Genomic DNA, 20,257 nt, shown 5'->3' with positions numbered 1-20,257 from the left:
CTCTCATCCGCCGACGTAGGTGCGCAGGTGGCGGGCGGTCAGCGTGTCGGCCTCCGCGATCAGGGCGTGCGGCGTGCCCGTGAAGACGACCTGCCCGCCGTCGGATCCGGCGCCCGGGCCCAGGTCGATGATCCAGTCGGCGTGCGCCATCACGGCCTGGTGGTGCTCGATGACGATCACCGAGTCGCCCGCGTCGACCAGCCGGTCGAGCAGCGCCAGCAGCTGGTCCACGTCGGCCAGGTGCAGGCCGGTCGTGGGCTCGTCCAGCACGTAGGTGGTGGCCTTCTCCGCCATCTGGATGGCCAGCTTGAGCCGCTGCCGCTCGCCGCCCGACAGCGTGGTCAGCGGCTGGCCCAGCCCCAGGTAGGACAGCCCGACATCGGTCAGCCGGTCCAGGATCGGGTGCGGGAAGAACGCGGCCGCCTCGGCGACCGGCATGTCCAGCACCTCGCTGATGTCCCTGCCGTTGAGCTTGTAGGTCAGCACCTCAGGCGTGAAGCGCTTGCCTTCGCACTCCTCGCACACCGAGGCGACCCCGGCCATCATCGCCAGGTCGGTGTAGATCAGGCCGATGCCCTTGCAGTGTGGGCAGGCGCCCTCGGAGTTGGCGCTGAACAGGGCCGCCTTGACGCCGTTGGCCTTGGCGAAGGCGGTCCTGATCGGGTCGAGCAGGCCGGTGTAGGTGGCCGGGTTGCTGCGGCGGGAGCCGCGGATGGCCGACTGGTCGACGACCGCGACGCCGTTCCTGCCCGACAGCGAGCCGTGGATGAGCGAGCTCTTGCCCGACCCGGCCACCCCGGTCACGACCGTCAGCACGCCCAGCGGGACGTCCACGCTGACGTCCTTCAGGTTGTGCAGGCCCGCGCCGCGGATCGGCAGGTGGCCGGTGGCCTGCCGTACCTGCGGGCGCAGCCTGGCGCGGTGGTCGAGGTGGCGGCCGGTGAGCGTGTCCGAGGCGCGCAGGCCCGCGACGTCGCCGCTGTAGCAGAGCTGGCCGCCGTTCGAGCCCGCGCCAGGGCCGAGGTCCACGACGTGGTCGGCGATCTGGATCGTCTCCGGCTTGTGCTCCACGACCAGGATCGTGTTGCCCTTGTCGCGCAGGCGCAGCAGCAGGTTGTTCATCCGCTCGATGTCGTGCGGGTGCAGGCCGACCGTGGGCTCGTCGAAGACGTAGGTGACGTCGCTCAGGCTGGAGCCGAGGTGGCGGACCATTTTGACGCGCTGCGCCTCGCCGCCCGACAGCGTGCCCGACTCCCGGTCCAGGCTCAGGTAGCCGAGCCCGATCTCCACCAGCGAGTCGAGCGTGTGGCCGAGCGTGGCCACCAGTGGCGCGACACCGGCGTCGGAGATGGCCCTGATGAACTCGGCCAGGTCGCTGAGCTGCATGGCCGCGCACTCGGCGATGTTGCGGCCGTCGATCCTGGACGACAGCGCCGCCTGGTTCAGCCGGGCCCCGCCGCACTCGTGGCACGGCGCGAACTTCACCGCCCGCTCCAGGAACGCCTTGATGTGCGCCTGGTTGCTCTCGCGGTCCTTGTCCACGTACAGGCGGCGGACCTTGACCAGCAGGCCCTCGTAGTTGATGTTGTGGGAGCCGATCTTGATCTTGGTGTTGGGCTTGTTGAGGAAGTCGTCCCACTGCTGCGGGGTGAAGTCCTTCAGCTTCACGTCCGGGTCGTACAGCCCCGACTCGGCCATCACCCGCCAGTACCAGGAGTCGACGCCGAAGTTGGGGACCGTGATCGCGCCCTCGTTGAGCGACAGGTTCCTGTCGGCCAGCTCGCCGACGTCGATGTCCGAGACCCGGCCCAGCCCCTCGCACACCGGGCACATGCCCTCGGCCAGGTTGAAGCTGAACGCCCCCGAGGTGCCGACGTGCGGCGTGCCGATCCGGCTGAAGATGATCCGCAGCATCGTGAGCGTGTCGGTGGCTGTGCCGACCGTCGAGCGGGAGTTGGCGCCCATCCGCTCCTGGTCCACCACGATCGCGGCGCTCAGATTGTGCAGGGCGTCCACGTCGGGCCTGCCGATGCTCGGCATGAACGACTGCAGGAACGCGGTGTAGGTCTCGTTGATCAGCCGCTGCGACTCGGCCGCGATGGTGCCGAAGACCAGCGACGACTTGCCCGATCCCGACACCCCGGTGAAGACCGTCAGGCGGCGTTTCGGGATCTCCAGTGAGAGATCCTTGAGGTTGTTCTCCCTGGCCCCCCTGACCTCGATGACGTCATGGCTGTCCGCGGCCGCCCGCTCCACGCGCGCCTCCTCAATGAGTCGTACACTGTACGGAGATACGGACTCTATCGGGCCGGAACAAATCGTGCGCGTGTTCGACAGGAATTCCCGCCGCGGTGTGGGCCGTGCGTTCGATGCGCATCAGCGGGGCGCCGGGTTCGATCCCGAGATGCCCTGCCTGGTCGGGGGTCGCGATGACGGGATCCAGGTATTCGACGGCCGTGTGCGGCGACAGATCCCGATGTTTCAGTATGTCGTAGATGGAGCCGGACAGATCCTCCTCCAGGAGGCCGGGCAGGGGCTCGGCGGGGAAGTAGGAGTGCTCGAGCGCGACGGGGGAGCCGCCCGCCGACCTGATCCGGACGATCTCGTGCACCAGGCTGCCCTGGGCCAGCTCCAGGGCCCGCGCGGCCTTCGCGGGAGCCCGTACGGTGGCCGCCACCAGGATCGTGGCCTCGGCCTTCAGGTGGGCCCTGCGCATCTGCTCGGTGAAACCGGCCAGCCCGGTCAGATCGAACTCCTCGCGCGGCTCGGCCACGAACGCCCCGCCGTTCCTGCCGGGGACCCTGATCAGCACGCCCTTGCCCTCCAGCGTGGCCAGCGCCTGCCTGAGCGTCATCCGGCTCACGCCCAGCCCCGCCGCCAGCTCCCGCTCGCCCGGCAGGCGGTCGCCCGGCGCCATCTCGCCCGCGGAGATCGCCTCCTGCAGCCAGCGCTCTATCTGGACGTGCGCGGGCACGCCGGTTCCGCGACGCAGCTCGGGTGCCGGATTGCCCATCCAGCCAGGGTACGGCGCGGCCGGCCGTACCGGCTCATCCGGTGATGCGCGAAAGGCGGTCCAGGGCCTCGGAGAACTCGCTGATCATGTCGTAGACCACCTCGCGGGCGGGCCTGACCTGGTTGAGCTGGCCGACGACCTGGCCGACGAAGTAGTTGGCCAGCTCGACCGCGCCGGGCACGCCGCGTTCGGCGGCCGCGTTGATGCGTGCCATCGCGCCCTCGGCCACCAGCATCTGCAACGGCATGCCGAGCGGGCCGGGGCTCTCCCCGCCCTCGTCCCACTCGGCGGTCCAGGCGGACTTCAACTGGCGGGCGGGCTTGCCCGTGCGCGAGCGGGACCTGGTGGTGTCCAGGGACGAGGCGGCCAGCATCTTCCGCTTGACCGCGGGCGCGGTCTCCGCCTCCTCGGTGGTCAGCCAGACCGAGCCGCACCAGACGCCCTCCGCGCCCAGCGCCATCGCCGCGGCCATCTGGCGGCCCGAGGCGATGCCGCCCGCCGCGAGCACGGGGACAGGCGCGACCGCGTCCACCACCTGCGGCACCAGCACCATCGTGGAGATCTCGCCGGTGTGCCCGCCCGCCTCGGTGCCCTGCGCGACGATCAGGTCCGCGCCGGCCGCGACCTGGCGCCTGGCGTGCTCGACCGTGCCCACCAGCGCCGCGACGGGGACGCCCCGGTCACGGGCCAGCGACACCATCTCGGGTGGGGGAGGGCCGAGCGCGCTGGCGATCAGGCCGATGGGGTGCTTGAGAGCCGCGTCGATCAGGCCGGTGGCGCCCGCCGCGGTCACCCGCCTGCCGAACTCGTCGGCGGAGCCGCTCAGCCCGCCCGAATCGCCTCGGACCTGATATTTCGTGAAAAGGTGGGCGACGAAGTCGCGATGCCGTTCCGGAATGAAGTCGGAAATATGGGCATCCTTGGCCACGGCCGCCGCCTCGATCTTGCCGGGCACGAGCACGTCGACCCCGTACGGCCTGCCGTTCACCTGCTCGTCGATCCAGGTCAGCTCCGTGTCGAGCTGCTCGGGGGTGTAGGCCACGGCGCCCAGGACGCCGAAACCGCCCGCGTTGGTGACCGCGGCGACCACGTCGCGGCAGTGGCTGAAGGCGAAGAGCGGGAACTCGACACCGAACCGTTCGCAGATGGCGCTCCGCATGACACGACTCTAGAACGATGTTCGGTCCAGGTCCACCTCGGGAGTGTGCCAGCCCTTGTCCGGGTCGTAGCTGCGCACGAGCTTGGCCGGCACGCCCGCGACCACGCTGTGGTCGGGGAACTCGCCGCGCACCACCGCGCCGCCCGCCACCACGCACTGCCTGCCCAGCCGCGTGCCCGGCAGGATGATCGCGCCCGTCCCCAGCCACGAGCCCGATCCGATCGAGACCGGGCTGTTGCGCGGCCACTGCCTGCCGATCGGCATGTCCGGATCGTCGTAGACGTGGTTCTGGTCGGTGATGTAGACGTACGGCCCGGTGAAGACGTGGTCGCCGATGTCGATCGACTGGTGGGCGACGATGTGGCTGCCGCGCCCGATCGAGCAGCTGCCGCCGATGCGCAGGATCGAGTCGGGGCCGAGATCCACCCCCGGGCCCATGCCGCACGAGAGCGAGACGCGCTCGCCGATCAGCGTGTGGTCGCCGATCTCGATCCACCGCTCGCCGAAGATCGCCCCGGGCGGGAACGCGATGCTCACACCGTCGCCCAGGCGCCGGAAACTGTAACCGGCGGGGTTGGCGGGGCTGATCGCGCCCGCCTTGCGGACCAACCCGTATGCGCGGTGAATCAGCGCGCCCACTAGTGACATAGCGCCCAAAGTTACCGCTTGGTCATGCCGTTCGGGCATGTCGGGGGCGTTCTTTGATATCCTGAGAGCCCGTGGACAGTTCGACCACACCTCGAGCCACGGGAGCCCCTTTGCGCAGCGCATCGCAAACCAAGCATCTGTTCGTCACCGGCGGTGTCGCCTCCAGTCTCGGCAAGGGGCTCACGGCATCCAGTCTCGGCCGTCTGCTCAAGGCACGCGGTCTCCGGGTCACCATGCAGAAGCTCGACCCCTACCTCAACGTCGACCCCGGCACGATGAACCCCTTCCAGCACGGCGAGGTCTTCGTCACCGACGACGGCGCCGAGACCGACCTGGACGTCGGCCACTACGAGCGCTTCCTCGACACCGACCTGCACGGTTCGGCCAACGTCACCACCGGCCAGATCTACTCCAACGTGATCGCCAAGGAGCGCCGCGGCGAGTACCTGGGCGACACGGTGCAGGTCATCCCGCACATCACCAACGAGATCAAGGATCGCATCCGCGGCATGGCGGGCCCCGACGTGGACGTGATCATCACCGAGGTGGGCGGCACCGTCGGCGACATCGAGTCACTCCCGTTCCTCGAGGCCGTCCGCCAGATCAGGCACGAGGTGGGCCGCGACAACGTCTTCTTCCTGCACGTCTCCCTGCTGCCCTACATCGGGCCGTCCGGCGAGCTGAAGACCAAGCCCACCCAGCACAGCGTGGCCGCCCTGCGCAGCATCGGTATCCAGCCCGACGCCATCGTCTGCCGCTCCGACCGGCCCATCACCACCTCGCTCAAGCGCAAGATCTCCCTGATGTGCGACGTGGACGAGGACGCGGTGGTCTCGGCGATCGATGCCGCCTCGATCTATGACATTCCCAAGGTGCTCCACTCCGAGGGCCTGGACGCCTACGTAGTACGGCGGCTGGGGCTGCCCTTCCGGGACGTCGACTGGAAGGAGTGGGAGCAGCTCCTCCGCCGGGTGCACCGGCCCGCCAAGGAGGTCACGGTCGCGCTGGTCGGCAAGTACATCGACCTGCCCGACGCCTACCTGTCGGTCACCGAGGCGCTGCGCGCCGGCGGGTTCGCCAACGACGCTCGCGTCAACATCCGCTGGGTCAAGAGCGACGACTGCGAGACCCCCGAGGGCGCCGCCCGCGAGCTCGACGGCGTCGACGGCGTGCTGGTCCCCGGCGGCTTCGGCGTGCGCGGCATCGAGGGCAAGATCGGCGCGATCCGCCACGCCCGCGAGAACAAGGTCCCGCTGCTCGGCATCTGCCTCGGCATGCAGGGCATGGTGATCGAGGCCGCCCGCAACCTGGCCGGCATCGAGGACGCCAACTCCGCCGAGTTCGACCCCGACACCAAGCACCCGGTCATCTCCACCATGGCCGACCAGGAGGACGTCGTCGCCGGCGAGCGCGACATGGGCGGCACCATGCGCCTGGGCCTCTACACCGCCAAGCTCGGCGAGGGCACCCTGGCCAGGCAGCTGTACGGCGGGCGGGCCAAGGCCGACGAGCGCCACCGCCACCGCTACGAGGTCAACAACTCCTACCGCGAGCAGCTGGAGAAGGTCGGCATGGTCTTCTCCGGGGTCTCGCCCGACGGCCGCCTGGTGGAGTACACCGAGCTGCCCGTCGAGGTCCACCCGTTCTTCATCGGCACCCAGGCGCACCCGGAGTTCCGCTCCCGCCCGACCCGGGCCAACCCGATGTTCAAGGGCCTCATCTCCGCCGCCCTGGCCTTCGCCGACAGCCGCGTCGCCCAGACCGTCAAGTAGGCCGCTCCCGGCGGGGCGGAGCAGTGGCCGCCCGGGCCCGTCTCTGGCAATATCACGGCATACCCCCGTGGCCAAAGGACGGGCCCGATGCGCGTCTTCATCTGCTACAAGAAGAACCTCTTCCGCGACGAGGGCGGCGTGCGCCTGGTGCAGGACAACACCAAGGCCGAGATCCTGCACTACATCCTCGCCCAGCACGCCGAGTACGAGCCGTGGATGGACGACGCCCGGCTGATGGCCGGGATGCACTGGGAGACCGAGATCTACCGGCAGATCCTGGCCAGTGACGTGCTGCTGGTGCTGGTCGGTCCCGGCACCTCACAGTCGGAGTGGGTGCGCAGGGAGATCGCCCTTGCCACGGCGCTCGGCCTGGCGATCGTGCCCGTCGGCTTCGACCTCGCCGACGAGGAGATGGTCGCCGAGGTCAAGGCGCTCAACATCGCCGACCGGCAGTACGTCATGACCCGTAACCTCGCCCTGTCGCGCGGGGACGCCCTGGTCGCCGAGCTCGCCCCCGCGCTCCAGCACGCCGGGCGCGCCACCGCCGCGCGCCAGGGCAGGAGGCCGCCCCGCCGTACCAGGGCCAGGGACGACCAGCGGGCCGCCAGCTTCACGCTGCCCGCCGGGGTGGCGCTGCACCTGGCAAGCGGCGACCTCGCCAAGGTCCGGGGCGTCGACGCGCTGGTCAACCCCGAGAACGACTACATGCAGATGGCGCGCTTCTTCGAAAGCCACACCGTCTCCTCGCTGCTGCGCAGGCGCGGTGCGACGATCAAGGCCGGGCTGTACGTCGACACCATCCAGCAGGAGCTGGACTGGCAGCTGCGCGAGCGCGGCAGACCCGTCCAGGCGGGGGAGGTCTTCGCCACCAGCGCCGGCGGCCCGGGCAGCGAGCTGGCCAAGGTCAACAAGGCGCGGGCCATCCTGCACGTGGCCGCCGTGCAGGCCGTCGACGCCGAGAGCAAGGTCATCCCCTACAAGCACCCGCACCAGATCGAGGCGTGCGTCCGCTCGGTGCTCGCCACGCTGGCCGACGTCAACGCCGCCGACGGCGTCTTCTCCCCACCGGGCACACCGCAGCGCGGCGAACAGGAACGGCTGGCCGGACTCGGCGACGGCAGGCTGCGCAGCGTGATCCTGCCGCTGCTCGGCACCGGGCAGGGCGGAGCCGCGACCATCGAGGTGATCGGCCCGATGCTGGAGACCCTGGCCGACAACGTCGAGCTGGTCCCAGATCTGCGCGAGGTGTACATCTCCTGCTATGCCCAGGAGGATCTCGACACCGTCACACGGGAGGTCGCCGCACGATTTGGATGATCGCCTGCGTTACGGTGGGCGAATGCACGTACGTGACACTGCGGACAAGTGGGAGGTCGTATCCTCCACCGAGCGCCTGCGCACCCGGCTGTTGAAGGTCACCACGGAAGCCGTGCGCATGCCGGACGGCGACGTCGCGGAGCGTGACCTGATCTCACACCCGGGCTCGGTCACCGTCGTCGCGCTCGACGAGCGGGGATACGTGCTGCTGCTGCGCCAGTACCGGCACGCGGTCAAGCACCTGCTGTGGGAGCTGCCGGCGGGGTTGCGCGACCGCCCGGGTGAGCCGCTGGTCGACCTGGCAGCGCGCGAGCTGGAGGAGGAGGCCGGCTACCGCGCCGACACCTGGCACACGCTGCTCGACCTGTTCATCACCCCGGGCGCCTCCGACGAGCGCTCGCGCATCTTCCTCGCCCGCGGCCTCAGCGCCATCCCCGAGGAGGAGATCACCTTCGTGCGCCAGCACGAGGAGGCCGACATGCCGACGATCTGGATGCCGCTGCAGGAGGCGGTCGAACACGTGCTCGCGGGAATGATCCACAATTCTCCGACGGCGGCCGGTATCCTCGCCGCATACGCGGCTTCGGCCGAGGGTTTCGCGCGGTTGAGGCCCGCCGACGCACCTGAGGAGTGAGTTTCGTGGAGGCGGTGCTCTCCAGCTACCTCGCCCACCTGGCGGTGGAGCGCGGCCTGGCTGCCAACACACTCGCCTCCTACCGGCGCGACCTGCGCCGCTACGTCGACCACCTGCGCTCGCGCGGCCGCGCCGACCTGTCGGACGTGGGGGAGTCCGACGTGCTCGGCTTCCTCGCCGCGCTGCGCGAGGGCGACGGCGAGCACCCCGCCCTGGTGGCCAGCTCCGCCGCCAGGGCCGTCTCGGCGGTGCGCGGGCTGCACCGCTTCGCCCTGCGCGAAGGGGTGACCGAGCACGATCCCGCCCACGAGGTGCGGCCGCCGCGCCAGCTGCGCCGCCTGCCCAAGGCGATCACGGTCGACGAGGTCGAGCGCCTCATCGCCGCCTCGGGCCCCGACGGCGCGCCGCTGACCCTCCGCAACCGCGCCCTGCTCGAGGTGCTGTACGGCACGGGCGCCCGCATCTCCGAGGCGGTGGGACTCGCCGTCGACGACGTCGAGCACGACCAGGTACGGCTGCGCGGCAAGGGCGGCCGCACCCGGGTCGTCCCCCTCGGCCGGTACGCCAGGGGCGCGCTGGACGCCTACCTGGTGCGCGCCCGTCCCGGCCTGCTCGCGCACGGGCGCGGCACCCCCGCGATCTTCCTCAACGCGCGCGGCGGGCGGCTGACCCGGCAGGGCGCCTGGGAGGTGCTGCAGGCCGCGGCGGAACGCGCCGGGCTAAAGGGGATTTCCCCGCATGTCCTACGGCATTCCTTCGCAACTCACCTCCTCGACGGCGGCGCCGACGTTAGGGTGGTGCAGGAACTGCTGGGCCACGCCTCGGTGACCACGACCCAGGTGTACACCCTGGTCACCGTCGACAAGCTCAGAGAGGTCTACGCCGCGGCGCACCCCCGCGCCCGGCAGTGATCTATAGTCTTTCGACGTGCGGCGGTTCCGGCGTGCCGCCTTGCTGCGTTAAGTGCCGACGCCATAGTGTCCGTCCGGACGGTCCGGTTCGGGATCGTCAGGGAGGTTCGAGCTGGTGACTGTGAAGACCAACGGTTCGACCCCGGGGACCCCCGACAACCCCTGGGGCGACACCAAGACAGACACGCCATCCAGCGGCGTGAACCTGGGCCCGACCAGGCGGCCCCGCCCGACGTTCCCCGAGCCTGTGCCCCGCGAGACGCACGGACCGGCCCGGGTGGTCGCGATGGTCAACCAGAAGGGCGGCGTCGGCAAGACGACCACCACCATCAACCTCGGTGCCGCGCTCGTCGAGTGCGGGCTGAAGGTGCTGCTGGTCGATTTCGACCCGCAGGGCGCCCTGTCGGTCGGCCTCGGGATCAACCCGCTCCAGCTCGACCTGACGGTCTACAACCTGCTGATGGAGAGGAACATCACCGCCGAGGACGTGCTCCTCGAGACCGGCGTCGATGGCCTCGACCTGCTGCCGAGCAACATCGACCTGTCCGCGGCCGAGGTCCAGCTCGTCACCGAGGTGGCCCGCGAGCAGGTGCTCGGCCGGGTGCTCAAGCCGCTGCTGCCGCACTACGACGTGTGCCTGATCGACTGCCAGCCCTCGCTCGGCCTGCTCACGATCAACGCGCTGACCTGCGCGGCGGGTGTCATGGTGCCGCTGGAGTGCGAGTTCTTCGCGCTGCGCGGCGTCGCCCTGCTCATGGACACCATCACCAAGGTGCAGGAGCGGCTCAACGAGGACCTCGAGATCGAGGGCCTGCTCGCCACCATGTACGACGCCCGCACGCTGCACGGCCGCGAGGTGCTCGCCCGCGTCGTCGAGGCGTTCGGCGACAAGGTCTTCCACACGGTGATCAACAGGACCGTCCGCTTCCCGGACGCCACGGTCGCCGGTGAGCCGATCACCACGTTCGACCCGTCCTCGCTCGGCGCGAACGCTTACCGGGAGCTGGCCAGAGAGGTGCTGTCGCGCTGGCCGCAGCCTGCGACAATGTCCAGGTGACATCTCCGGCCGAGCAGGGGTTCCAGGTCCACCTGGACGTTTTCGAAGGTCCCTTCGACCTGCTGCTCGGGCTCATCTCCAAGCACAAGCTGGACATCACCGAGGTCTCGCTCTCCAAGGTCACCGACGAGTTCATCGCCTACATCAAGTCGCGCGGGCCCGAGTGGGACCTTGACCAGACCAGCCACTTCCTGCTGGTCGCCGCCACGCTGCTCGACCTGAAGGCGGCCCGGCTGCTGCCCTCCGGCGAGGTCGAGGACGAGGAGGACCTGGCGCTGCTCGAGGCCCGCGACCTGCTGTTCGCCCGCCTGCTGCAGTACAAGGCCTACAAGGAGGTGGCGAAGGTCTTCGCGGGGATGATGGCCCAGGAGTCCCTGCGCTATCCCCGTACGGTGCCCATGGAGCCGCAGTTCGCCAACCTCCTGCCCGAGCTGGTGCTCGGCATCGGGCCCGACGAGCTGGCCAGGATCGCCGCCAGGGCCTTCACCCCCAAGCTGCCGCCCACCGTCTCGGTCGGCCACATCTACCAGCCGCTCGCCTCGGTACGCGAACAGGCGGCTATCCTGGTCCAGCGGCTGCGGCGGATGCGCAAGGCGACCTTCCGCGCCCTGGTCGCCGACTGCGAGGGGACCTTCGAGATCATCGCCCGCTTCCTGGCCGTGCTGGAGCTCTTCCGGGAGTCGGCGGTCACGTTCGACCAGCTCGAGCCGCTGGGCGACCTGCATGTCACCTGGACGGGGGCGGACGAGGGCGACGTCTCGGTGGGCGACGACTACGAAGAGAGCGCGGAGAAGCGAACCGATGAGTAAGCACGGCGACTCGGACCTGCCCGCCTGGATGACCCTCCCGGGCTCCCTGGCCGGTACGGCAGGCCCTCCCGACCCCGCCGAGCCCGCGCCACCCGCCGACCCCGCCGAGCCCCTGCCCGCCGACGCGCCGCAGCCTGCCGATCCCGCGCCCGCCGCTCCTGACGTACCCGCCGCCCGCCGGGGCGAGCACGACGACCGCATCGCGGGTCTCGGTGAGCCGGGGGACGTGGATCCCGAGCCCGCTGGCCACGATGGGGACGCGGGTTCCGAGCCCGCCAACCATGACGGGGACGCGGCTTCCGCGCCTGTCGGCCGTACCGAGAGCGCGGGTTCCGAGCCTGCCGAGGGTGCGGATTTCGAGCCTGTCGGCCGTACCGGGGGAGAAGGTGAGGATCCGGCGCTGCCGGCCGGTTTCCCTGACGCCGGTACGGCGAGTCTGGGTGCGGCGGTGCCCGGCGCAAGGCGCGCGCCCGAGCAGGAGTCTCCGGTCGCGCCCGCCGAGGCGACGGACGAGAACTCCGAACCCGAGCGGTGGGCCCCCGAGGACGCCCCGTCCGCGGCGGCGGACGACGAGCTCGCGGGTGACGCGAGCGATGTGAGGGCCGAGACTTGGGTACCCGCGGACGCCCCGTCCGTGGCGGCGGGGGATGAGCTCGCGGGTGACGTGAGCGGTGCGGGCGACGAGGATGTCGTGGGGGGCGCGGCGGGGCCCGGCCTGCGGGCGGCGCTTGAGGCGATTTTGATGGTGGTGGACGAGCCGGTCGCCGAGGTGACGCTGGCGCAGGTGCTCGAGCGGCCCACCCATGAGGTGTCGGCGGCACTTCGTGAGCTGGCGGCGGAATACACCGAGGCGGGCCGGGGGTTTGATCTGAGGGAGGTCGCGGGCGGCTGGCGTTACTACACGCGTGCCGACTGCGCGGCCCTGGTCGAGCGGTTCGTCCGTGACGGCCAGCAGACGCGGCTGACCCAGGCCGCGCTGGAGACTCTCGCGGTCGTGGCTTACCGGCAACCGGTGAGCCGTGCCCGCGTGGCCGCGGTACGCGGCGTGAACAGCGACGGAGTCATGCGGACTCTCGTCGCCAGGGGGCTGGTCGAGGAGGCCGGCACCGACCCGGAGAGCCAGGCAGTGCTCTACCGGACAAGCTCATACTTCCTGGAGCGTCTGGGACTGAAGGACCTGGGCGAGCTTCCCGAGCTCGCTCCTTTCCTCCCTGACGACGTGGAGAACCTCGAGGAGATAACGAAGTGATCAACAGGCGAAGCACCCCGTCCGGTGATGGACGCGGTCGCGGACGCGCCACCGGCTCCGGTAGCCGGGGCGGCCGTCCCGCCTTCCGCTCCGACGACACGCGCGGCTCATTCCGCGCCGACAGCCGCGGCGCCCGCCGCAATGACGACTCCCCCCGCGCCCCGCGCAGCGACGACTCCCGCGGCTCGTTCCGCGCCGACCGTCGTGACGACTCCCGCGGCTCGTTCCGCCCGCGCAGCGACGATTCCCGCGGCTCGTTCCGCGCTGAGCGTCGCGACGACGACTCCCGCAACCGGGACGACGTCCGTAGCCGCGACGACTTCCGTGGTGGGCGTCGCGATGACGACTCCCGCGGAGGTTCGCGCGCCCGGTACGGCGGGCCTGCCCCCCGTGACCGCTCCCGCGGCGACCGCCCCTCCGACCGCGGCTACAGCCGTGACCGCGACGACCGCGGCGACCGCGGGTTCAGCAGGGACCGCAACGACCGCGGAGACCGTGGCTTCGGCAGGGACCGTGGCGACGACCGCGGCGGCAACCGGGACCGCGACGACCGCGGCGGTAGCCGCGACCGTGGCTACACCCAGAACCGGGGCACGGGCCGCGACGACCGCGGCTTCGGCGGAGGCCGCGACGACCGCGGCAACCGTGGCTTCAGCCGGGACCGTGGCGACGACCGCGGCAACCGTGGCTTCAGCCAGGGTCGCGACGACCGCGGAGACCGTGGCTTCGGCGGGGGCCGCGACGACCGTGGGAACCGTGGCTTCGGCCGGGACCGGGCCGACGACCGGGGGAACCGTACCGACGACCGCGGTAACCGTGGTTACGGGCGGGACCGCGGGTTCGAGCGTGACGGTCGTGGATCCGCGTCCGAGCGCCCCGCGCGCGGTCCGGAGACGACCAGGGCCCGCTACGGCAAGCGCGCCGACGGTCCGGCGGGCGGCCGGGACACGGGTTCCGTGCGGGCCAGCCGTACCGGCAGGCGCGACGACGTGCAGACGATCGGCGGGAACCGTAGCCCCCAGAAGCCGCAGAACCCGTTCAAGACCGCCAAGCAGCCCATCCGTGACCGCAACTTCTACGAGCCGGGCTACACCGACGAGCGCGACACCACCGAGGTGCCCGACGGCGTCCGGCTGCAGAAGGTGCTGGCCCAGGCGGGCGTCGCCAGCCGCAGGGCGTGCGAGGAGATGATCGGCGACGGCCGGGTCACCGTGAACGGCCAGGTCGTGCGCAGGTTCGGCGCCAAGGTCGACCCCGCCAAGCAGGTCATCCACGTCGACGGCAAGCGCATCCCGACCGCGCCCGACCTGGTCTACTACGCGCTGAACAAGCCGATCGGCGTCGTGTCCACGATGGACGACCCGCAGGGCCGCCCGTGCCTGGCCGACTTCGTCCAGGAGCTGGCGCCCAGGCTGTTCCACGTGGGCAGGCTCGACACCGAGACCGAGGGCCTGCTGCTGCTCACCAACGACGGCGAGCTGGCCAACCGGCTGACGCACCCCAGCTACGGCGTGCAGAAGAAGTACTGGGCCAAGGTCCCGGGCCCGATCCCGCGCGACCTGGGCCGCAGGCTCAAGCAGGGCATCGAGCTGGAGGACGGCCTGGCCCGCGCCGACGACTTCTCGATCGTGCAGGAGCACGGCCAGCAGGCGCTGGTGGAGGTCGTGCTGCACGAGGGGCGCAAGCACGTCGTCAGGCGCATGCTCGAGGAAGCCGGCCACCGCGTCATCGACCTGGCCAGGATCGAGTTCGGGCCGGTCAAGCTGGGCCGTACCAAGCCGGGCACGGTCAGGGCGCTGTCGCTGAAGGAAGTCGGCGACCTTTATGCGGCAGTAAAGCTGTAATCTGGGCAGAATCGGCGGAGCCCGTGCGAACGCGCGGGCTCCCACCCATATCGAGGGGAACTCACATGGTGCGGGCGATCCGCGGCGCGATCCAGGTGGACGCGAACCACCGCGACGCGATCATCGAGGGTACGACCGAGCTGGTCAGCGAGATCATGGAGCGCAACCGGCTGACGACCGACGACGTGATCAGCGTGCTGTTCACCGCCACGCCCGACCTGACGTCTGAGTTCCCCGCACTGGCCGCGCGCAAGCTCGGCTTCCACGAGGTGCCGCTGATCTGCTGCACCGAGATCGACGTGCCCGGCGCGCTGCCCCGGGTCGTGCGGCTGATGGCGCACGTGGAGACCGACCGTCCGCGCTCGGAGATCCAGCACGTCTACCTGCGGGGCGCGGTCGCGCTCCGCCAGGACATAGCACAATAACTTCAGAGCTCAACAGTTCAGGAAAAGGCCATGGAACTCCGTAGTGTGCTCGTGGTCGGCACCGGCCTCATCGGCACCTCCATCGCGCTGGCCCTGCGCCAGAAGGACGTGCGCGTCCTGCTCGCCGACCGCGACCAAGGGGCGGTACGGCTGGCCAGGGAGCTCGGCGCCGGCGAGGAATGGGATCCCGCCGGGCCGCAGGCCGACCTCGCCGTCATCGCGGTCCCCCCGGCGCACGTGGCGACCGAGCTGCTGGCGCTCCAGGAGGCCGGCGCGGCCAGGTTCTACACCGACGTGGCCAGCGTGAAGGTCGAGCCCATCGCCAAGGCCACCCAGCTCGGCTGCGACATGAGCACGTACGTCGCCTCCCACCCGCTGGCCGGCCGCGAGAAGTCGGGCCCGGGAGCGGCCAGGTCCGATTTGTTCCTCGGCCGCCCGTGGGCGCTCTGCCCCACGGACGAGGCCGCCCCCGAGGCCGTGGCGGCACTCGGCGCGCTGGTCGAGCTCTGCGGCGCCAACGCCGTCCAGGTTCCCGCGGAGGAGCACGACCAGGCCGTCGCCGTCGTCTCGCACGCCCCGCACGTGGCCGCCTCCGCGGTGGCCGCCCGCCTGGCCGAGGCGCCCGACGTGGCGCTGGGCCTGGCCGGGCAGGGGGTTCGGGACGTCACCAGGATCGCGGGCAGCGACCCGGGCCTGTGGCTGGGCATCCTGTCCGGCAACGCCGCCCCCGTGGCGGAGGTGCTCGAGGCGGTGGCCCAGGACCTGTCCGAGGCGGCCACCGCGCTGCGCGCCCTTGCCGAGGGCGACGGCACCGCCACCTCCGACCTCACGCAGCTGCTCAAGCGCGGCGTCGCCGGCCACGGCCGCATCCCCGGCAAGCACGGCGGCCCCGCCGCGGCCTACGCCGTCGTCCAGGTGGTCATCGGCGACCGCCCCGGCCAGCTCGCCCATCTGTTCCAGGTGTGCGACGAGGTCGGCGTCAACGTCGAGGACGTCCGCCTCGAGCACGCCCCCGGCCTCCCCCTGGGCCTGGCCGAACTCTCGGTCCAGCCCCAGGCGGTCACCACCCTGACCCAGGCCCTCCACGAACGAGGCTGGCAGGTCCCCTGACCTCGTCCCTCCGGCGCGAGATTCGGCAAGGCCGAACACGGTAGGCCCGGGCACCCACGCAGGGCGCCCGGGCTTTCGCGTGTCGGGCCCCGGGGGCCCTCCCACGCCAGGGCTTGAGGGCTTTCCCGCGCCGGGGTCGGCGAGGAGGTGTACGGCGGTCGTCCGGCGCGATGTACGGCGGGCCAGGGGGACCGTGGTGCCTGGGTCTCGAAGCGCCGTGACGGCGGGCAAGCGGCACCGACTCGCCGCAAGCGCCGGTCGCGGGCCCTCAGCCGGAGTATGGCGGGCGGCCGTGGGCGGCGGCTCGCCGTACAGCGTCAAGACGGGTCAGGGATCCAGCTGCCGTGGAAGCCGAGCGGGATGCGGGCGGGCAGGTGGACGGTGGCGAGCGGAGCGCCCGTGAAGTCCTGGGAGGACAGGATGACGAGGTCGGCAGCCCCGCGGTCGGGGTTGTTGACGTAGGACAGGAGGTAGCCGTCGTCCTCCGCCGTGCCCGACAGCGAGGGCACGAACACCGGCTCGCCCACGTAGGCCCCGCGGCCGAACCTGCGGGCCTGCTGCGTCCCGTTGACCAGGTCGTGCTTGATGAGCGTGTTGTCGAAGGCCGTGTCGGGCAGGTCCTCAAGCTCGGTGTCGCCGGGGAAGACGAGGTCGTTCAGGTCGCGGGTCGCGGCCGTGTAGCCGAAGCGGTACGGCAGGCCGGTGAGCCGCTCGTCCATGCGCGGGAACTCCTGCGCCCGGTCGTCCAGCCGGGTCTCGACGACCTTGCCCGAGGAGGGGGAGATTCGCCACCGGTCCAGCGTCGGCGCGCCGCCCAGGTCGAGCCTGGCGTCGACGAAGCGCTTGGGGTAGCGGACCAGGTCGACCACCACGTCCGGGCCGTCGTCGTAGGCGTTGAGCGTGTGGAAGACGAAGCAGGGCCCGACCTCCACCCAGCGCACCTCGCCGGTCTCGCGCGACAGCAGCCCCACCCGCGCCTGACGCGCCTCGTCCCAGGCGTACGGCAGCAGGGTGCCCTTCTCGGCGTGGGCCATGCTGAAGACGACCGGCAGGTCGTAGATCACCACGTACCGCTGGGTGAGGGCGAAGTCGTGCACCATCGGCGACTCGCCGGTGGGGATGTCCCTGGTCGAGACGACCTTGCCGGAGGCGTCGATCACGATGTGCTGGACGTGCTGCCAGAACCAGGTGTAGGCGATCGCGTGCAGCTCGCCGGTGGCAGGGTCGACGTGGGTGTGCGCGGCGTACCCGCCGGGCAGCCCGCCGTCGAAGTCGCACGCGCCGATCGTGTCCAGCTCGTAGGACAGCTCGTACGGCAGGGGCCCCGCCTCGACCGTGGCCAGCGTCCTGCCGGCGTGGCCGATGATGTGGGTGTTGGCGGCGAAGTCCATGCCCCCGTGCACGGGCCCCGGCCTTGGCTCCTCCCCGAGCCGCGTGGCGGTCGGGGCGTTGCGCACCCAGCGGTTGCGGTACCACTCGGCGCGGCCGTCGCGCAGCCGTACGCCGTGGACCATGCCCTCGCCGAGGAACAGGTGGCTCGCGGTGGGGTCGTCGAGGCTCAGCGGGTTGGGGCCGTTGCGCAGGTAGCGGCCGTCGAGGTCGGCGGGGACGGCGCCGGTGACGGGCAGGTCGAAGGCGGTGACCTCCTCGGACACGGGGGCGAAGCCGCCTCTGAAGGGCGTGGTCATGACGGGTTCCTCTCGTCAGGTAGGAACGGAGTGATCACGGACAGCAGCAACCGCTGGTAGCGCCGCTCGGCCACGGGCGGCTCGAAGTAGCCGGAGATCTCCAGGCTCGAGGCGCCGTGGACGGCCATCCACAGCAGGTCGGCGATCTCCTCCGCGGCGCCGCCGGTCAGAGCCCCGCAATCCAGGCAGGCAGCCACACAGTCGACCAGGATCTGGAACGTCCGCTTGGCCGCCGTGACCGCCTCGGAGCTGGGCGTGAACCCGGGCACCGCGCCGAGGAACATGACCCGGTAGTAGTCGGACTCCTCCAGGGCGTAGGCGCGGTAGACGCCGCCGAGCCGCAGCAGCCGCTCGCGGGGATCGCCGGTGTCGAGCTCGGCCGACAGCCGCCGTTCGAAGCGGGCGAAGCCTTCCAGCCACAGCGCCTCGACCAGCCCGTCCTTGCCGCCGAAGAGCGTGTAGATGACCTTGGTCGAGCAGCCGACCTCGGCGGCGATGCGCCGCACGGTCAGCGCGGCCGCGCCCTCGGAGACCAGCAGGCGGGTGGCCGCGTCCAGGATGGCGGCCCGGACCACCTCCTGCCCCTCCCGCTGGGCGAGCTGGTAGACGCTCATGTGGTAACGCCGTTTCTGTGCGGTAACGCTGTTACCGCTATTGGACGCCCCGGCCCCGGACATGTCAAGAGCCCGGGAGAAACCTCCCGGGCTCTTGGCGATCCGTCATGAACCGATTCCGGCGAGCCGCAGGTACAGCCGCACCGGCACCAGGCCCTTGGCGAGCAGCCGGTAGGTGGTCAGCGGGCTGCTGCTGACGGTCTCCTTGTAGCGGACCGCCCACGAGCCCTTCAGGTAGGCCCTGCGGGGGCTGTCGTCGGGACGGGTGAACTGGATGACGCCGTCCTTGCGGCCGATGCTCAGCGGCTGGTGGAAGTACCCGAACCTGAACGGCCTCGGCCGCCTGCCGCGCAGCGTCGCGACGAGCGAATCGGCGGCGGCCAGCCCGGTGGGGATGCCGCCCTGGCAGGTCCCGTGCATCACGCCGTAGGACTGCTCGATCGCGGCCGAGTCGCCGACCGCGTAGACGTCGGGGTGCGAGACCGAGCGGAGCGTCTGGTCCACCACGATCCTGCCGTGCGCGTCCACGGTCAGCCCGGCCTGTGCGGCCAGGGGCAGGCCCTTGGTCCCCGCGGTCCACAGGGTCGCCTCGGAGGGGATGATCTCGCCGTCGCTCAGCTCGACCCCATCGGGCAGCACCTTGGTGACCCCGCCGCCCTCGCGGACCTCGATGCCGAGCCGGTCCATGGCCCGCATCAGGTAGTCGCGGGCGGCGCGGCCCATCATCGCGGCGGGGCGGCCCCGCGACAGCAGCACGACGTGCAGGCCGGGGTGCGCCTCGGCGATCTCGGTGGCCGACTCGACGCCCGTCAGGCCGCCGCCGGCCACCACGACGGTGCCGCCGCCGAGCTCGTCGAGCCGGACGGCCAGCCGCCGCGCCTCCTGGTAGGAGTTGTAGACGAAGGCGTGCTCGGCCACGCCGGGCACGGCCAGGTCCGTGACGGTGCCCAGCGCGTAGACGAGCTTGTCGTAGCCGAAGGTCCGGCCGCCGTCGACGGTGACCTCGCGCCGCTCGGGATCGATGCCCGTGACCCGGGCCTGGACGAAGTCGATGCCGGTCCCGGCGATCACGTCCTCGATGGCGTGGTCGGCCAGGCCCTCGCCGGCGGCGGTCTGGTGCAGCCTCAGCCGCTCGGTGAAGCGGGGCGAGGCGTTGACCAGGGTGATGTGCGCGCGTGTCCTGGCGGCCAGCCTGATCGCCGCCGCCATGCCGGTGTAACCGGCCCCAAGAACCAGAATCTCAGTCATGCCCCCAAGGACGGATCGTCGCCCCGGCGTTGTGACATGACGCCCGCGGAATGGCGATACCCTTTCTCGGGTTGGAAACCGTAAAGAGGGAGAGGCCGTGGGCGGGCTGGTCGTCGCCATGGACGGACCTTCGGGGTCCGGGAAGTCCAGTGTGTCGCGCGGGGTCGCGCGAGCGCTCGGCCTGCGTTACCTCGACACCGGGGCGATGTACCGGGCGATGACCTGGTGGATGCTCCGGCACGAGATCGACCTGGGCGACCCGGGCGCGATCGCCGCGCGGTGCGGCGAGCCCGTGATCGTGTCGGGCACCGACCCCGACGGGCCGGCGATCCACGTCGACGGCGTCGACGTGGCGGGGCCGATCAGGGAGACCGAGGTGACCGGGGCGGTGTCCGCGGTCGCGGCGGTTCCCGAGGTGCGCGCGCGGCTGGTCGCGATGCAGCAGGAGATCATCGGCTCCGGCGACATTGTGGTCGAGGGCCGCGACATCGGCTCCGTGGTCGCGCCTGACGCGCCCGTCAAGCTCTACCTCACCGCCAGCGCCCACGCCCGCGCCGCCCGCCGTACGGCGGAGCTCGCGGGCACCACCGTGGAGGCGCAGAAGGCGGCCATGGCCAGGCGTGACACCCTGGACTCGACAAGGAAGACGGATCCGCTCTCGGTCGCGGCTGGCGCGATCGAGCTCGACACCTCCGACCTCACGCTGGACGAGGTCATCGCCGAGGTGCTGAGCGTGATCAAGGAGCGCACCTGAGCGTG

General features: G+C 71.2%; 18 protein-coding genes. 11 read left to right on the top strand and 7 right to left on the bottom strand.

Going from position 1 to position 20,257, the window contains the following annotated elements; translation table 11 throughout:
- Positions 1–3: 3 nt before the first annotated feature.
- The 4 genes from KIK09_RS05325 to KIK09_RS05310 are packed head-to-tail and all read right to left on the bottom strand — an operon-like array spanning position 4 to position 4,820.
- Positions 4–2,256, bottom strand: a complete 2,253-nt coding sequence (locus tag KIK09_RS05325) for an ATP-binding cassette domain-containing protein (protein WP_214317474.1) — start codon at positions 2,254–2,256, stop codon at positions 4–6.
- Between the two features lie 10 nt (positions 2,257–2,266).
- Positions 2,267–3,013 (bottom strand): GntR family transcriptional regulator, encoded by a 747-nt coding sequence (locus tag KIK09_RS05320; protein ID WP_214317473.1) that lies wholly within the window; start codon positions 3,011–3,013, stop codon positions 2,267–2,269.
- Between the two features lie 34 nt (positions 3,014–3,047).
- Positions 3,048–4,172 carry an NAD(P)H-dependent flavin oxidoreductase gene (locus KIK09_RS05315; RefSeq protein WP_214317472.1) on the bottom strand — a complete coding sequence of 375 codons (1,125 nt, stop codon included), beginning with the start codon at positions 4,170–4,172 and terminating at the stop codon, positions 3,048–3,050.
- A gap of 9 nt (positions 4,173–4,181) precedes the next feature.
- A complete protein-coding gene (locus KIK09_RS05310) occupies positions 4,182–4,820 on the bottom strand; it encodes an acyltransferase (RefSeq protein WP_214317471.1) in 639 nt (212 codons plus the stop codon).
- Between the two features lie 110 nt (positions 4,821–4,930).
- Between KIK09_RS05310 and pyrG the strand changes: the two genes are divergently transcribed.
- The 10 genes from pyrG (at position 4,931) to KIK09_RS05260 (ending at position 15,948) form a co-directional block, all read left to right on the top strand.
- Complete coding sequence (pyrG, locus tag KIK09_RS05305) at positions 4,931–6,592, top strand: CTP synthase (protein ID WP_214317470.1); 1,662 nt, start codon at positions 4,931–4,933, stop codon at positions 6,590–6,592.
- A gap of 87 nt (positions 6,593–6,679) precedes the next feature.
- The gene (locus KIK09_RS05300) at positions 6,680–7,909 is read left to right on the top strand and encodes a TIR domain-containing protein (protein WP_214317469.1); all 1,230 of its coding nucleotides are present in this window, start codon (positions 6,680–6,682) and stop codon (positions 7,907–7,909) included.
- A gap of 22 nt (positions 7,910–7,931) precedes the next feature.
- Entirely contained in the window at positions 7,932–8,543 is a 612-nt protein-coding gene (locus tag KIK09_RS05295) for an NUDIX domain-containing protein (RefSeq protein ID WP_214317468.1), read from the top strand.
- Between the two features lie 5 nt (positions 8,544–8,548).
- On the top strand, positions 8,549–9,454 hold the full coding sequence (xerD, locus tag KIK09_RS05290; RefSeq protein ID WP_308163931.1) for a site-specific tyrosine recombinase XerD: 906 nt from the start codon (positions 8,549–8,551) through the stop codon (positions 9,452–9,454).
- 115 nt (positions 9,455–9,569) lie between these two features.
- A complete protein-coding gene (locus tag KIK09_RS05285) occupies positions 9,570–10,511 on the top strand; it encodes a ParA family protein (RefSeq protein WP_214317466.1) in 942 nt (313 codons plus the stop codon).
- On the top strand, positions 10,508–11,320 hold the full coding sequence (locus KIK09_RS05280; protein WP_214317465.1) for a segregation and condensation protein A: 813 nt from the start codon (positions 10,508–10,510) through the stop codon (positions 11,318–11,320). The genes KIK09_RS05285 and KIK09_RS05280 overlap by 4 nt, the downstream gene beginning before the upstream one ends.
- A gap of 664 nt (positions 11,321–11,984) precedes the next feature.
- Positions 11,985–12,569, top strand: coding sequence for an SMC-Scp complex subunit ScpB (gene scpB, locus KIK09_RS05275; protein WP_214318043.1), 585 nt, complete (start codon positions 11,985–11,987; stop codon positions 12,567–12,569).
- Entirely contained in the window at positions 12,566–14,413 is a 1,848-nt protein-coding gene (locus KIK09_RS59905; RefSeq protein WP_308163930.1) for a pseudouridine synthase, read from the top strand. The genes scpB and KIK09_RS59905 overlap by 4 nt, the downstream gene beginning before the upstream one ends.
- A 65-nt stretch (positions 14,414–14,478) precedes the next feature.
- On the top strand, positions 14,479–14,838 hold the full coding sequence (gene aroH / locus KIK09_RS05265) for a chorismate mutase (protein WP_214317464.1): 360 nt from the start codon (positions 14,479–14,481) through the stop codon (positions 14,836–14,838).
- Between the two features lie 30 nt (positions 14,839–14,868).
- Positions 14,869–15,948 (top strand): prephenate dehydrogenase, encoded by a 1,080-nt coding sequence (locus tag KIK09_RS05260; RefSeq protein ID WP_214317463.1) that lies wholly within the window; start codon positions 14,869–14,871, stop codon positions 15,946–15,948.
- Between the two features lie 317 nt (positions 15,949–16,265).
- Here KIK09_RS05260 and KIK09_RS05255 read toward each other — a convergent pair whose 3' ends face one another.
- The 3 genes from KIK09_RS05255 to KIK09_RS05245 form a co-directional block, all read right to left on the bottom strand.
- Complete coding sequence (locus KIK09_RS05255) at positions 16,266–17,636, bottom strand: carotenoid oxygenase family protein (protein WP_214317462.1); 1,371 nt, start codon at positions 17,634–17,636, stop codon at positions 16,266–16,268.
- Positions 17,633–18,250, bottom strand: a complete 618-nt coding sequence (locus KIK09_RS05250) for a TetR/AcrR family transcriptional regulator (protein ID WP_214317461.1) — start codon at positions 18,248–18,250, stop codon at positions 17,633–17,635. The genes KIK09_RS05255 and KIK09_RS05250 overlap by 4 nt, the downstream gene beginning before the upstream one ends.
- 105 nt (positions 18,251–18,355) lie before the next feature.
- Positions 18,356–19,498 (bottom strand): NAD(P)/FAD-dependent oxidoreductase, encoded by a 1,143-nt coding sequence (locus tag KIK09_RS05245; protein WP_214317460.1) that lies wholly within the window; start codon positions 19,496–19,498, stop codon positions 18,356–18,358.
- A gap of 118 nt (positions 19,499–19,616) precedes the next feature.
- Here KIK09_RS05245 and cmk point away from each other — a divergent pair, with 118 nt between their 5' ends.
- Positions 19,617–20,252: a (d)CMP kinase gene (gene cmk / locus KIK09_RS05240; protein ID WP_214318041.1), complete on the top strand. Its 636-nt coding sequence runs from the start codon at positions 19,617–19,619 to the stop codon at positions 20,250–20,252.
- Positions 20,253–20,257 lie beyond the last annotated feature (5 nt).

This window comes from Nonomuraea sediminis (assembly GCF_018531495.1).
GTDB lineage: Bacteria > Actinomycetota > Actinomycetes > Streptosporangiales > Streptosporangiaceae > Nonomuraea > Nonomuraea sediminis.
The sequence above is the reverse complement of the archived record's forward strand: the minus strand, read 5'-3'. Positions and strand labels throughout refer to the sequence as shown.

What these genes read in the sequence shown, in the direction of transcription:
- KIK09_RS05320 (WP_214317473.1), bottom strand. Translation starts at nt 3,013, where the DNA reads ATGGGCAATCCGGCACCCGAGCTGCGTCGCGGAACCGGCGTGCCCGCG.
- KIK09_RS05315 (WP_214317472.1), bottom strand. Translation starts at nt 4,172, where the DNA reads ATGCGGAGCGCCATCTGCGAACGGTTCGGTGTCGAGTTCCCGCTCTTC.
- KIK09_RS05310 (WP_214317471.1), bottom strand. Translation starts at nt 4,820, where the DNA reads ATGTCACTAGTGGGCGCGCTGATTCACCGCGCATACGGGTTGGTCCGC.
- KIK09_RS05300 (WP_214317469.1), top strand. Translation starts at nt 6,680, where the DNA reads ATGCGCGTCTTCATCTGCTACAAGAAGAACCTCTTCCGCGACGAGGGC.
- KIK09_RS05295 (WP_214317468.1), top strand. Translation starts at nt 7,932, where the DNA reads ATGCACGTACGTGACACTGCGGACAAGTGGGAGGTCGTATCCTCCACC.
- aroH (WP_214317464.1), top strand. Translation starts at nt 14,479, where the DNA reads ATGGTGCGGGCGATCCGCGGCGCGATCCAGGTGGACGCGAACCACCGC.
- KIK09_RS05260 (WP_214317463.1), top strand. Translation starts at nt 14,869, where the DNA reads ATGGAACTCCGTAGTGTGCTCGTGGTCGGCACCGGCCTCATCGGCACC.
- KIK09_RS05255 (WP_214317462.1), bottom strand. Translation starts at nt 17,636, where the DNA reads ATGACCACGCCCTTCAGAGGCGGCTTCGCCCCCGTGTCCGAGGAGGTC.
- KIK09_RS05250 (WP_214317461.1), bottom strand. Translation starts at nt 18,250, where the DNA reads ATGAGCGTCTACCAGCTCGCCCAGCGGGAGGGGCAGGAGGTGGTCCGG.
- KIK09_RS05245 (WP_214317460.1), bottom strand. Translation starts at nt 19,498, where the DNA reads ATGACTGAGATTCTGGTTCTTGGGGCCGGTTACACCGGCATGGCGGCG.
- cmk (WP_214318041.1), top strand. Translation starts at nt 19,617, where the DNA reads ATGGACGGACCTTCGGGGTCCGGGAAGTCCAGTGTGTCGCGCGGGGTC.